The 12,841-nt window shown below is 44.6% G+C and carries 10 protein-coding genes and 10 tRNA genes; 11 read left to right on the top strand and 9 right to left on the bottom strand.

The genetic code is table 11. From position 1 onward, the window contains the following. Window positions 1–49 precede the first annotated feature (49 nt). The 8 genes from L1D21_RS15495 to gltX all read right to left on the bottom strand — a co-directional run bounded on the left by L1D21_RS15495 (window position 50) and on the right by gltX (window position 3,258). Entirely contained in the window at window positions 50–367 is a 318-nt protein-coding gene (locus L1D21_RS15495; RefSeq protein WP_239846167.1) for an antibiotic biosynthesis monooxygenase, read from the bottom strand. A gap of 109 nt (window positions 368–476) precedes the next feature. Then, window positions 477–689, bottom strand: coding sequence for a hypothetical protein (locus L1D21_RS15490; RefSeq protein WP_239846166.1), 213 nt, complete (start codon window positions 687–689; stop codon window positions 477–479). 145 nt (window positions 690–834) lie between these two features. Then, window positions 835–910: transfer RNA gene (locus L1D21_RS15485), tRNA-Ala, on the bottom strand. Window positions 911–948: 38 nt separating this feature from the next. Next, a tRNA-Glu gene (locus L1D21_RS15480) sits at window positions 949–1,024 on the bottom strand. Between the two features lie 110 nt (window positions 1,025–1,134). Continuing rightward, window positions 1,135–1,210, bottom strand: a tRNA-Glu gene (locus L1D21_RS15475). 305 nt (window positions 1,211–1,515) lie between these two features. Next, window positions 1,516–1,591 (bottom strand) — tRNA-Glu (locus tag L1D21_RS15470). Between the two features lie 77 nt (window positions 1,592–1,668). After that, window positions 1,669–1,744, bottom strand: a tRNA-Ala gene (locus L1D21_RS15465). Between the two features lie 104 nt (window positions 1,745–1,848). Further along, the gene (gene gltX, locus L1D21_RS15460) at window positions 1,849–3,258 is read right to left on the bottom strand and encodes a glutamate--tRNA ligase (protein ID WP_239846214.1); all 1,410 of its coding nucleotides are present in this window, start codon (window positions 3,256–3,258) and stop codon (window positions 1,849–1,851) included. Window positions 3,259–3,654: 396 nt separating this feature from the next. Between gltX and L1D21_RS15455 the strand changes: the two genes are divergently transcribed. The 11 genes from L1D21_RS15455 (at window position 3,655) to L1D21_RS15405 (ending at window position 11,520) form a co-directional block, all read left to right on the top strand. Then, window positions 3,655–3,730 (top strand) — tRNA-Val (locus L1D21_RS15455). Between the two features lie 33 nt (window positions 3,731–3,763). Beyond that, window positions 3,764–3,839, top strand: a tRNA-Val gene (locus tag L1D21_RS15450). Between the two features lie 49 nt (window positions 3,840–3,888). Beyond that, window positions 3,889–3,964: transfer RNA gene (locus tag L1D21_RS15445), tRNA-Val, on the top strand. Between the two features lie 42 nt (window positions 3,965–4,006). Next, a tRNA-Val gene (locus L1D21_RS15440) sits at window positions 4,007–4,082 on the top strand. A gap of 41 nt (window positions 4,083–4,123) precedes the next feature. After that, window positions 4,124–4,199, top strand: a tRNA-Val gene (locus L1D21_RS15435). A 192-nt stretch (window positions 4,200–4,391) separates the two neighbouring features. Next, window positions 4,392–4,619, top strand: a complete 228-nt coding sequence (locus L1D21_RS15430; RefSeq protein ID WP_239846165.1) for a hypothetical protein — start codon at window positions 4,392–4,394, stop codon at window positions 4,617–4,619. A 494-nt stretch (window positions 4,620–5,113) separates the two neighbouring features. After that, complete coding sequence (locus tag L1D21_RS15425; protein ID WP_239846164.1) at window positions 5,114–6,133, top strand: TRAP transporter substrate-binding protein; 1,020 nt, start codon at window positions 5,114–5,116, stop codon at window positions 6,131–6,133. A gap of 74 nt (window positions 6,134–6,207) precedes the next feature. Further along, window positions 6,208–6,846 (top strand): TRAP transporter small permease, encoded by a 639-nt coding sequence (locus tag L1D21_RS15420; RefSeq protein WP_239846163.1) that lies wholly within the window; start codon window positions 6,208–6,210, stop codon window positions 6,844–6,846. Then, window positions 6,846–8,243, top strand: a complete 1,398-nt coding sequence (locus L1D21_RS15415; RefSeq protein WP_239846162.1) for a TRAP transporter large permease subunit — start codon at window positions 6,846–6,848, stop codon at window positions 8,241–8,243. Before L1D21_RS15420 ends, L1D21_RS15415 begins: the two co-directional genes overlap by 1 nt. Window positions 8,244–8,338: 95 nt before the next feature. After that, entirely contained in the window at window positions 8,339–10,153 is a 1,815-nt protein-coding gene (locus tag L1D21_RS15410) for an ATP-binding protein (protein ID WP_239846161.1), read from the top strand. After that, on the top strand, window positions 10,153–11,520 hold the full coding sequence (locus tag L1D21_RS15405; RefSeq protein ID WP_239846160.1) for a sigma-54 dependent transcriptional regulator: 1,368 nt from the start codon (window positions 10,153–10,155) through the stop codon (window positions 11,518–11,520). Before L1D21_RS15410 ends, L1D21_RS15405 begins: the two co-directional genes overlap by 1 nt. Here L1D21_RS15405 and L1D21_RS15400 read toward each other — a convergent pair. Continuing rightward, entirely contained in the window at window positions 11,510–12,724 is a 1,215-nt protein-coding gene (locus tag L1D21_RS15400; RefSeq protein ID WP_239846159.1) for an MFS transporter, read from the bottom strand. The genes L1D21_RS15405 and L1D21_RS15400 overlap by 11 nt on opposite strands. Window positions 12,725–12,841: the final 117 nt, after the last annotated feature.

The following is a 12,841-nucleotide window of genomic DNA, read 5'->3' as shown; positions in this document are numbered from 1 at the left end:
CATCCAAAAGAGATCTGGAATAGTACAAGTCCAGCACTGCAATGGTTTGTTATATGCCGTAATCTTGCTCTACTTTTGAAATACGAACCTTGAATGACTCATACCATAGCTTACGACCAGCTTTTTGAGCTTCTAAGTGCTCAGTATTAGCTTTCCAGTTTTTAATAGACTCCAAATCTGTCCAGTAAGAAACTGTAATACCTACTTCTTCTCTTGCTGATTCAGCACCTAAATATCCAGGTTGCTGTTCAGCTAACTCCACCATTCTGTTTGCAGTTTCACCATAACCATTATCTCCTTCTGTTCGAACCGAAGTAAAAATGACAGCATAATATGGTGGTTTCGGGGTATTAGCTAAAAAGGACATCTGAACTCCTTAGGCATACAACATCTTGTTAATATTCAAAAAGTTTGTTGGCTAAAATAAGCGACTAAGTAGCAAAAGCCAACTGTTTTTATTCTTGTTTAGCAGCTTGTTAGCTGCTGATTACTGACTTACTCGTCGTTACTGATTTCTTTTTTTTCTTCTGCTCTATGGCTATAGCGGCGCCAATTGCAATTTCGACTCCAATACCTAGAGCTAGATTTCCAAGAGCTACACCAATCCCATAACCAATAGCGATCCCTATACTAAGACCAAGTGCTACTGGGTTCATTTTAGTGCTACCATTTTTGTTCCAATTACCCATTTTAACTCCCTAAACAACGAACGTCCCAGCAGCCCATGGATTTATGACCCGATTCTTAATGGTACTACTTGGCAGGATAATTGGCGGTGCGTTTTACGCAAAAAAAAACCACCCTAAGGTGGTTTCTAGCACTGACGTGCTTATATGGTGGAGCCTAGCGGGATCGAACCGCTGACCTCAACACTGCCAGTGTTGCGCTCTCCCAGCTGAGCTAAGGCCCCTTTCATATCGAATAATAGTCAATACAAAATTGAATAGGTGGTATCCCATAGGGGATTCGAACCCCTGTTACCGCCGTGAAAGGGCGGTGTCCTAGGCCTCTAGACGAATGGGACGCCGAGAGATACGTTATACTCTGTATCGAGTGAATACTCRTTRAAGCCAGTAGGCTATCGCTTCAACGCTATCGAATCGTTAACTTATGCAGTCAACCACTCAGAAAAAGTGGTATCCCATAGGGGATTCGAACCCCTGTTACCGCCGTGAAAGGGCGGTGTCCTAGGCCTCTAGACGAATGGGACACTGGTGATACGTTATACTCTGTATCGAGTGAATACTCGTTAAAGCCAGTAGGCTATCGCTTCAACGCTATCGAATCGTTAACTTATGCAGTSAACCACTCAGAAAAGTGGTATCCCATAGGATTTACTCCTGTTACCGCCGACTCTTTATAAACCAAAGTGGGCGGTGTCCTAGGCCTCTAGACGAATGGGACACTGGTGATACGTTATACTCTGTATCGAGTGAATACTCGTTAAAGCCAGTAGGCTATCGCTTCAACGCTATCGAATCGTTAACTTATGCAGTGAACCACTCNCTCAGAAAGTGGTATCCCATAGGGGATTCGAACCCCTGTTACCGCCGTGAAAGGGCGGTGTCCTAGGCCTCTAGACGAATGGGACACTGGTGATACGTTATACTCTGTATCGAGTGAATACTCGTTAATGCAGTAGGCTAAACATTAACGCTATAAGTTAGATGGTGGAGCCTAGCGGGATCGAACCGCTGACCTCAACACTGCCAGTGTTGCGCTCTCCCAGCTGAGCTAAGGCCCCTCTTCTAACTATTTACTGATGAGTGAACTGCAAAGGAATGCCAAGCTGTCTCTCAACTGCGAGGCGCATTCTATGCAGCACACCCAAAAGTGTCAACTCGTTTTTTAGGAATTTATTCTATTTGCTACAAATTCAATCGCTTTGGAGATTCTTTGTTCACAACGAGCCTTGCCGATAAGGAATAAGGTCAGATCGACAGCTGGAGACATACCAGCCCCCGTCACGGCAACACGTAATGGCATACCGACTTTACCCATACCAACTTCAAGTTCTGCAGCAGTATCTTCAATTGCTTGATGGATCCCTTCTAAAGACCACTCTGGCAAAGCAGCTAACTTCTGCTGAACTAATTGTAATGGCTCCATTGCAACACCACGAAGGTGCTTCTTCGCCGCAGTTTCATCGAAATCAGCAAAGTCTTCGTAGAAGTAACGACTAGAAGCCGCAAGTTCTTTAAGTGTTTTCGCGCGTTCAGCCAATGCCGAAACCACCTCGGCTAAAGCGGGACCATTGCTGGTATCAATTTTTTGATCGGCCATGTGCCATTCAAGGTGCTTGGCAACATAATCTGGAGCCAGTTCTTTCATATAATGCTGGTTCAACCAAATCAGTTTTTCAGTGTTAAACGCTGACGCCGCTTTATTAATGTCATCAAGCTTGAATAGCTCAACCATTTCAGCAACAGAAAACACTTCCTGATCGCCATGCGACCAACCTAGACGCACTAAGTAATTCAGTAGTGCTTCTGGTAAATAGCCATCATCACGATATTGCATAACACCAACGGCGCCATGACGCTTAGATAACTTGGCACCATCATCACCTAAAATCATCGCTACATGGGCGTATTCAGGAATAGGTGCACCCAACGCTTTTAGAATGTTGATTTGACGTGGCGTGTTGTTGATATGATCTTCACCACGAACCACGCAGGTGATGCCCATATCCCAATCATCGACAACCACACAGAAGTTATAAGTCGGCGTGCCATCAGTTCGAGCGATAATAAGATCATCAAGCAGATCATTGCTGATCTCGATACGACCACGAACATGATCATCAAAAACAACACTGCCTTCGGTTGGGTTTTTAAAACGGATCACAAACGGCTCATCTGTGTCACGAGGCGCTTTATCACGGCAACAACCATCATATTTCTGTTGTTCGCCTTTAGCCGCCTGCTCTTCACGCATAGACTCAATTCGTTCGCGGCTACAATAACACTTATAAGCACTGCCCTGCTCTAGCATCTGGGCAATGATCTCGTTATAACGATCAAATCGCTTAGTTTGATAATATGGGCCTTCATCCCAATTAAGCCCAAGCCACTCCATACCTTCTAAAATAGCAGCACAAGCTTCCGGCGTTGAACGTTCGATATCGGTATCTTCGATACGTAGAACAAATTCACCTTGGTTGGCACGGGCATATAGCCATGAATAAAGTGCAGTACGAGCACCCCCTACGTGTAAAAATCCAGTAGGGCTTGGAGCAAAACGCGTTTTCGTTGTGATATTAGTTGTCATAGTGGGACACTAACCTATTCCAAAAGTCTATATAGTAGACGAAACAATAAATGTGGCGGCTATTCTAACAGCCAAAACGATGAAGAGAAAACACTCTCGCTGATTATCAAAAGTCTCATCACATACTGCAGAGTTTAGAAGCGACATTTGAAGGTTTAAACCAATATAAAAGCGATTGAGATAATTAATTACTGGTTTAATAACAGGAAATCAATTCTCGTTTATCAACAGTTTAATCCTGCCTGCGGTCATTTTGTTTAAAGGTGATTCAGCGTTTGCTTAACATTAAGCCAATCCGAACAAATTTAAATCAGACTCCATCTTTTATCGAAAAAACCGTTGACAGTAGATCGTTCCCCCCTATAATACGGCTCCACACAGCGAGGTCGATTAGCTCAGCTGGGAGAGCACCTCCCTTACAAGGAGGGGGTCACTGGTTCGAGCCCAGTATCGACCACCATATTTTATATGGCTGTACAATTTGGATATCCCAGGTCGCTTAGCTCAGCTGGGAGAGCACCTCCCTTACAAGGAGGGGGTCACTGGTTCGAGCCCAGTAGCGACCACCATATCTCATAGTATTGAGATGTTTATTCAAATAGGTTGTGAGATATCCCAGGTCGCTTAGCTCAGCTGGGAGAGCACCTCCCTTACAAGGAGGGGGTCACTGGTTCGAGCCCAGTAGCGACCACCATTCTCTTTCAACAAGAGAATTGCAAAATTTAGTTATATCCCAGGTCGCTTAGCTCAGCTGGGAGAGCACCTCCCTTACAAGGAGGGGGTCACTGGTTCGAGCCCAGTAGCGACCACCATTCTCTTTCAATAAGAGAACTGCAAAATTAGTTATATCCCAGGTCGCTTAGCTCAGCTGGGAGAGCACCTCCCTTACAAGGAGGGGGTCACTGGTTCGAGCCCAGTAGCGACCACCATCTCTTTCATTACCAACTGCAAACAAACTCTCAATTATAACCCTACTCTGTTTAGAATTAATCAGCCTATCAGGTTACGATTTCCCGTGTCTCAAACCATTGCAGTTCCCATCTTCTCTACTATTCTTCAATTATCCCTTAACCCTATATCAATGATATCCATTGGTATCAGTTGTTTTATTGGTGGTAGTTATGGCCAATGTATCCCAATCAGCGTCACTCACGAGTATCGCCGCTTATTTAAAACTCACCCATGAATGTAATGACCAACAAGCTTTAGTTGAAGCCAAAGAGGTGATGCAAAATCTGGTGGCAATGCGCCAAAAAGGATTTATTACCGGATGGTATTTTGATGCTCAAGGACACCTAGAGTTACTGCCATCAGACTCAATACTCAAACGGATAGAACCAAACAAGTGAATCACTCACCAATTTAACCGCTTGAATACTTAACCTGAACTCGGGATAACGAGTGTCGTAAAATATTAATTTAACAAGCTAATTCAATGCTATAAATGATTAGTTCGAAAAGGAAAGTCTATTTTCTGACTGAATGTGCAGATTTTTGGGCATATCAAGGCGCTCTGTCGTACACCATAGCGAGCTATGGTTAGACAGAGAGGCACACAAAGATGCGTATTCAGCGGCTCTACTTATCCAGAGCTCAGGTTACTTAACCTTAAACATCGCCGAATGGGTGGAAATCCACCCAATTGCAACTTAAGCAATGGCGGTTACTCCCCCACTAAAATCGAATCAAAAAAACACTAACAACCCATCTTACTGATATCAAAAGGTTTACATATCAGTAACATTTTGGCCTATTCCTTGCCTATACTTTTATTGAGTTAATCACGTTAATTCAGATTTTGGTTCATAAAACCAAAAGGATTAAAACTATAAAGGACAATAAAATGACTTTACTCAACACCTGTAGCTCAGCTAACTCACTCAAGAAATGGTTAAAGTTAACTGCAATTGCCACGCTCCTAGGTAGCAGCTTTGCAGCTTTAGCCGAACCTGTTGAAATCAAGTTTTCCCATGTGGTTGCGGAGAATACTCCCAAAGGGCAAATGGCTTTGAAGTTTAAAGCATTAGTAGAAGAAAGATTACCCGGTGAATACCAGGTCAATGTATTCCCTAATTCACAGCTGTTTGGTGATAACAATGAGTTATCCGCCCTACTGCTCGATGATGTGCAATTTGTAGCGCCTTCATTGTCTAAATTTGAACGTTACACTAAGAAGTTACAGCTGTTCGATCTCCCCTTTTTATTCCAAGATATGACTGCCGTCGATCGCTTCCAACAAAGTGAAGCAGGCCTCAAATTGCTAAATTCAATGAAACGTAAAGGCCTCGTCGGACTTGGCTATCTTCACAATGGTATGAAGCAGTTCTCTGCCAATGCCCCATTATTAACCCCCAAGGATGCCGAGGGTAAAAAATTCCGTATCATGGCCTCAGATGTATTAGCGGCGCAGTTCCAAGCCGTTGATGCTATTCCAGTTAAGAAACCTTTCTCTGAAGTTTTCACCCTACTACAAACGCGTGCAATTGATGGCCAAGAAAATACTTGGTCGAATATCTACTCGAAAAAATTCTTCGAAGTTCAAAGCCATATTACCGAGAGTAATCACGGTGTACTCGATTATATGATAGTGACGTCAGACGCTTTCTGGTCATCATTACCCAGCGATAAACGCAAGGTAATTAAGGCGGCACTGGATGAAGCTCTGGCTTATGGTAATGAAATTGCCGCCACCAAAGCCAACAACGATAAACAAGCCATCATAGATTCAAAACGAACCGAAGTGAGCTACTTAACTGCTGAACAGCGCGCTGAATGGGTTAAAGCCATGAAGCCTGTTTGGGCTCAGTTTGAAGACAAAATTGGTAAAGATCTAATCGATGCCGCTGAAGCCGCTAATAAATAACATTCGTTAGATTAGCAATATCAATGGGGTATAGACCTAAAGGATGAGGTCTATCTCCCATTTAAGGAGCATTGATGATTTCTCGCGCATTTTCCTATTTCGAAGAAGGCATGTTAAATGCTTTGATTTCGGCCATGACAATTCTTGTCTTTGCTGAGGTTATCGCTCGCTTTTTCTTCAACACTGGATTCTTATGGATCCAAGAATTAACCCTAACCTTGTGTGGCTGGTTTGTACTTTTTGGAATGTCTTATGGCGTTAAAGTTGGCGCTCATATCGGTGTCGATGCCTTCGTAAAAAAACTGCCTAAAACAGGCCGTAAATATACCGCCCTTATCGCTGTGATGATCTGTTTGATCTACTGTGTAATGTTTTTAATCGGCAGCTGGGACTATTTAGCCAAGATGTACCAAATTGGTGTGCCAATGGAAGATATTGATTTCCCCCATTTCCTCGTAAGCCATCTCGATCCTGATAACGCTTGGGAATATTTACGTATCGATGTCGAAGAACCCGCAGTGCCACTGTGGATCTCTCAAAGTATTCTAGTGATCGGATTTTCACTATTGGTTTGGCGCTTTATCGAACTGGCCATCGCCATCGTGAGAGGTCAAACCGACGGCTTCCACTTTGCCGATGAAGCCAAAGAAAGTATGCATTTAGTCGATCAAGAGACGAATAAAAACAACTCAGACGTCCAAGGAGATAAGTAATGACTATTGCGACCCTCTTTATTAGTTTATTTCTTTGTATGCTAATTGGCATGCCCATCGCCATTGCACTTGGCTTTTCAAGCATGTTGACCATTTTATTGTTCTCCGATGACTCACTCGCCTCCGTTGCGCTAAAGCTATATGAATCAACTTCGGAGCATTACACCCTATTGGCGATCCCCTTTTTCATCTTGTCCTCTGCCTTTCTGTCAACCGGTGGTGTTGCCCGAAGGATCATCGACTTTGCGATGGACAGCGTGGGACACATTCGTGGTGGACTGGCAATGGCCTCAGTCATGGCCTGTATGCTGTTTGCTGCGGTATCGGGCTCGTCTCCTGCTACGGTTGCAGCCATTGGTTCCATCGTGATTGTAGGAATGGTGCGTGCAGGCTACCCAGAAAAGTTTGCCGCAGGGGTTATTACAACCTCTGGTACATTAGGCATCTTAATCCCGCCTTCAATTGTGATGTTGGTATATGCCGCTGCTACCGAGGTTTCTGCCGCCAGAATGTTTATGGCTGGTCTCATCCCCGGTTTGATGATGGGATTGCTATTGATGCTGGCCATCTACATTGTTGCCCGCATTAAACAGCTACCTTCACGCCCCTTCCCTGGCGTAGGTACATTGATCAAGTCCAGCGCTAAAGCCATGGGCGGATTAGCATTAATTATTATCGTACTGGGCTCTATTTATGGTGGTGTAGCGAGTCCAACCGAAGCGGCGGCCGTTGCCTGTGTCTACGCCTATTTTATCGCGGTGTTTGGCTATCGCGATATCGGCCCACTCAAAGAGGTCCGCTGGCGTGAAAAAGGTGAGTCATTGGCAAAAGCGACGCTACGTAATCTCAGCTTTATGGTCATAGGCTTTATTAAAACACCAAGCAATAAAGAGATCCGCAATGTGGTACGTGATGGCGCAAAAGTCAGTATTATGCTGCTGTTCATCATTGCTAATGCCATGTTGTTTGCCCATGTTCTGACTACTGAGCGGATCCCGCATTTAATCGCCGAAACCATTGTCGGTATGGGACTCCCCGTTTGGGGGTTCTTAATCATCGTCAACTTGTTACTGCTGGCGGCAGGTAATTTCATGGAACCCTCGGCGATCTTATTGATCATGGCGCCCATTTTATTCCCTATTGCAACCCAACTGGGAATTGACCCCATTCACCTTGGGATCATCATGGTGGTTAACATGGAGATAGGGATGCTCACGCCGCCGGTCGGGCTCAATTTGTTTGTCACCGCGGGGATAACGGGCCGCAGTATGGGCTGGGTGATCCAGTCGTGTATTCCCTGGTTATTTTTACTGTTATTTTTTCTTGCGCTCATCACCTACATTCCGCAGATATCACTATTCCTGCCTGAATATATAGATAAGCTAAACGGTTATTAAATAACTTGATTTTGCTTAATAATTAAGTGAGTCTGAAACAGGTTTCCATTAGGGAGCCTGTTTCAGTTCTGCTCTATTTTATGGATATTCCTTGTATGTCAAAAAAAAGGAAGTACCTCGGCGTTATCTTGCTGATCAGCTTTGGCTTGGTCGTGATATTGCGCTTTGCCTATTGGTTTCATTTAGAACATGGCTACCAAGAAACCCAGCAGCAGTCGCAAATCCAAATGAAAGAGATCATGACCACTATTTCGGCCTCATTATCTCGTTATCAAAGTATTCCCCATGTGTTATCAACCAACCCACTGCTCGCCGATGCTTTATTACATCAAGACGATGTGAGCACCATTGCGCCGCTTAATAATTATTTACAAGAGATCCAAAGCATTACCGAAGCGCTTGATATCTATTTAGTCAATGCTAAAGGCGATACCATTGCAGCGAGTAACTGGGATAAAAGCTATTCTTTCATCGGCACCAACTATGCCTTTCGTCCCTATTTTCAACAGGCCATTAAAGGAGAATTAGGCCGTTACTATGCCGTGGGAACTAGCTCAGACAAACGTGGATATTATTTTTCCTATCCTATCTATGCCAGCAATTACCCTCTGGACTCATCTAAAGGTGAACAACCTGTACTGGGTGTCATTGTTGTTAAAATCGATATTACCGAAATAGAACAGCAAGGCAGCGGGATCTCTAGAGCCAATAATTATGAGTTCGTGATCACCGATCCCGATAATATTATTTTCCTGTCGAGCAATCCTCAATGGCGCCTAAAATCATTAGTGCCAATGACTCCGAGTCGCAGCCGTCAAATTCAACTCTCAAGACGTTACGCCAATCGCCTTATTGATGAATTGACCCTGTTTCCGCCTTACAACTCACTCAGCGATAACCGCTTTCCGATCTACAAAATCAATCAAGAAAACGGCACTGCAACAGGCTATATGGACAGCCAGATGTTAATGCAAAGCGCAGGCTGGAATGTACATGTATTGGCGCCAATGGCACCAATTTTCGATAGCTTACCCCCACTGCTTCTGCTTTATGGCGCGCTGTATCTGCTATTGACCTTAACTTTGTTGTACACCATAGAACGGCGCAAAAATACCCTGCGTTTACGCCAAGCTCATGAGCAATTAGAGTTTCGAGTAAAAGAACGAACACAGGCATTAGAAAGCAGCAATATGCAGCTCAAAGAGACGCAAGACGAACTCATTCAAGCCGCAAAATTAACCGTGATCGGCAGCCTTTCAGCCAGCATTAACCACGAGATTAATCAGCCACTCGCGGCGATTCGTAGCTATGCCCAAAACACCCAAACTTTTCTTGCTCGTGGCAAGCTAGATGAAGTGTCGGACAATATCACCACCATCATCGAACTAACCGACCGGCTTGCCGCCATCGTCTCACAATTTAAGAGTTTTACTCGTAAGACCCACAGTAACGATAAGGCTGTCAGCGTTGCTAAATGTATTCAAGATACCCTGACGATTATCCAACCTGAAGTCGATAAGCAAGGGGTTGCACTGATATTGAATAATGCTGATAGTAAAGCCTATATCTGGGGAGATTCTGTCCGACTACAACAGGTGTTGATCAATCTGATGAGTAATGCCATTGTCGCTATGCAGCCCTGTGAACATAAAGAGCTGATCGTCAGCGTGGCACAAGACGATAGACTTAATATCACCATAGAAGATTCAGGTGTTGGTATTGAAGCCAGCCAGATGGAAAAAATATTCGATCCTTACTACACCAGCTCACGCCAAGGATTAGGCTTGGGGTTATCGATATCGAGACGGATAGCGGAAGCCATGCAAGGACAACTTACCGTGGCCAATAGAACCCAAGGTGGTGCTATTTTTAACATCTCATTACCCATTCACGCGTCAGGAAATCAATAATGACAGACTTAGATCTTTCTCAATATGACATAGTGATTGTCGATGATGAGCCGTTAATTGGCTCAGCGCTGGTGCAACTATTTAACCTCGAATCTTATCGCGCAATCTCCATCACTCAACCTCGCGTGTTAGCCAATGCCCTTACGGACAATTGGCCTGGAATAGTGATCTCCGATGTTAATATGCCTGATATTGACGGCTTAACCTTGATGAACCTGTTACTGGAACATGATAAAGATATTCCGGTGATTTTACTGACAGGACATGGCGATATCGCGATGGCGGTACAATCATTAAAGCAAGGCGCCTACGACTTTATCGAAAAACCGTTCAATAATGAACACATGCTCGATATTGCCAAACGCGCGCTCGAAAAACGCAGCCTAACCTTAGAAAACCGTAGCTTAAAACGTGAGCTAGAATCCCAAAGTACACCTGGACCACGGATCTTAGGTCACAGTGCGGGGATCAAGCAGATGCGTCATATCATTCACCAAGTGATCGATATGCCAGCAGATGTCCTGATTGAAGGTGAAACGGGCACTGGTAAAGAGCTAGTGGCGCGTTATCTTCACGACCATAGCCCACGTAGCGAGGCGAATTTTGTTGCCATTAACTGTGGCGCCATCCCAGAAACCATTATTGAAAGTGAGTTATTTGGCGCAGAGTCTGGCGCCTTCACCGGCGCAGACAAAACCCGTATCGGTAAATTTGAATACGCTAACGGCGGTACTCTATTTCTCGATGAAATCGAGAGTACACCGCTGTCATTACAAGTTAAATTATTACGCGTGTTAGAAGACAGGAAGGTAGAGCGACTTGGCTCGAATAAATCAATAGAGCTGGATATTCGAGTTATTGCCGCCACCAAAGTTGATCTTAAGGCACTCTGTGACACCGGCGAATTTCGTCAAGATTTGCTTTATCGGCTTAATCTGGTCACCGTGGCTATCCCTGCCCTGAGAGATCGAAGAGAAGATATTGGCTTACTGTTTTTACACTTTGCCCGCGTCGCTTCGGCTCGTTATCACAAGGCACTTATCCCACTGAATGCCGAATATACAGCTCAATTAGTGTCTCACGATTGGCCGGGTAATGTTCGCGAGCTGCGAAACCTCGCCGAACGTTATGTCCTTTTAGGCGCAGAAGCCGCATTTGCCACCACGCTAGGACAAAGCGATCTGCTGACCAGTAGCATGTCACTGCAACAGCGGGTTGAGTTCTTTGAAAGGCTATTAATCGAAGAAGCATTGAGCGCTAATAAAGGCAGTATCAAGCAGACCATGGAACAACTGGAACTGCCCAGAAAAACACTTTATGACAAAATGCAGAAATTTGGCTTAAACCGCAAAACCTTTATCCAGTAACATCCACAAAGGGATCCATAGTGCGTTTTGTTGCGCGCGCCATCATTGCCACCAACACCACCACGCCCGATAACAATATGATGCTGCCGAAGACCACGCCGCTCCAACCCCAGTGGTTCCAGAAAGGTAGCAAGTATGGCCCGCCGATAGCAGCGCCTAAGTAATAACTGCACAGATACAAAGCTGTGGCTTTGGCTCTGTGCTGCTGGGCACGCTGAGCCACCCAAGCATTACATACGCTGTGAAAAGTAAAAAAGCCAAAGCTCGATAATAGGAAGCCACAGATAATCGCCACGCTAGTGTCAAGCAGCGTTACCATACTACCAACGCACATCATCATACTTGAGATAACAAACAGCGGCTGACGTCCTAAGCGATTGACCCAATTAGCCGAGCGAAATGAAGCATAGGTTCCACTGAGATAACAGAGGAAAATCAACGTGACTTCGAAACGCCCCCAATGAAATGGTGCAGCCATCAAATGCAGTTGAATATAACTAAACTGATTCACCATCACCATAAATGCCAGTGCACCTAATAGATACAGCTTCACCATGGTGCGATCCGTTAAATGTGACCAAAAGCCTTTTAAATCCTGTCGACCAAAAGTGACCTTAGACGAACGCTCACTGCGCACTTTGTCTCGATTAGGTAATAACCCCATAACACAGAGCACACCCAAGGCAGTTATCGTCGTTAGCAGCAACATTGAAGGCTGCCAGTTAAGGTATTGAGTCATGGCTCCACCGAGCAAACGCCCACCAATCCCCCCTAAACTATTGGCAGCAATGAAGATAGCTCCAGCTTTTAATAATACGGATTTATCCAGCATATCTTTAAAGTAAGCCATCGCAATGGCTGGCACCGCAGCAAGTAGCGCCCCTTGAATAAGACGCACAGCGATGAGGCTACTGAAGTCGCTAACAAAAATAAGCAGCAGATCGACAACCACTAACAGACCTAAGCTCCATAGCAGAGGTAAGCGTCGACCAATTTTGTCAGACAAGGTGGCATAAAACAGCAGTGAAAATGCCATAGAAAAGCTGGTTACGGACAACAATAAGGTCGCGTGTGCAGGCGAAACATTAAAACTGGACGCAATAAGTGGCAGCATCCCCTGCACTAAGTACAGGTTGATATACACAATGACAGAGGCGATGGATAACCCCCATATTAAACGTGTTTGTAACTGCTGCTGACTCATCTGTGACACACTTTATGTTTTACCCGATAGACAAAGGCTAGCACCCGAATTAACATAACAAAAATAGATTATTTTTATGATGTCCATACTTTTTGATTATGGCAAAGTGATTGGGTT

This window comes from Shewanella sp. Isolate11, assembly GCF_022398315.1.
Classification (GTDB): Bacteria; Pseudomonadota; Gammaproteobacteria; order Enterobacterales; family Shewanellaceae; genus Shewanella.
Note: the sequence above shows the minus strand (reverse complement) of the source record. Positions and strands in the feature narration are given on the sequence as shown.

Bases quoted from the DNA above. Each gene is read 5' to 3' on its own strand.
- L1D21_RS15495 (WP_239846167.1), bottom strand. From the start codon at position 367: ATGTCCTTTTTAGCTAATACCCCGAAACCACCATATTATGCTGTCATT.
- L1D21_RS15490 (WP_239846166.1), bottom strand. From the start codon at position 689: ATGGGTAATTGGAACAAAAATGGTAGCACTAAAATGAACCCAGTAGCA.
- L1D21_RS15430 (WP_239846165.1), top strand. From the start codon at position 4,392: ATGGCCAATGTATCCCAATCAGCGTCACTCACGAGTATCGCCGCTTAT.
- L1D21_RS15425 (WP_239846164.1), top strand. From the start codon at position 5,114: ATGACTTTACTCAACACCTGTAGCTCAGCTAACTCACTCAAGAAATGG.
- L1D21_RS15420 (WP_239846163.1), top strand. From the start codon at position 6,208: ATGATTTCTCGCGCATTTTCCTATTTCGAAGAAGGCATGTTAAATGCT.
- L1D21_RS15415 (WP_239846162.1), top strand. From the start codon at position 6,846: ATGACTATTGCGACCCTCTTTATTAGTTTATTTCTTTGTATGCTAATT.
- L1D21_RS15410 (WP_239846161.1), top strand. From the start codon at position 8,339: ATGTCAAAAAAAAGGAAGTACCTCGGCGTTATCTTGCTGATCAGCTTT.
- L1D21_RS15405 (WP_239846160.1), top strand. From the start codon at position 10,153: ATGACAGACTTAGATCTTTCTCAATATGACATAGTGATTGTCGATGAT.
- L1D21_RS15400 (WP_239846159.1), bottom strand. From the start codon at position 12,724: ATGAGTCAGCAGCAGTTACAAACACGTTTAATATGGGGGTTATCCATC.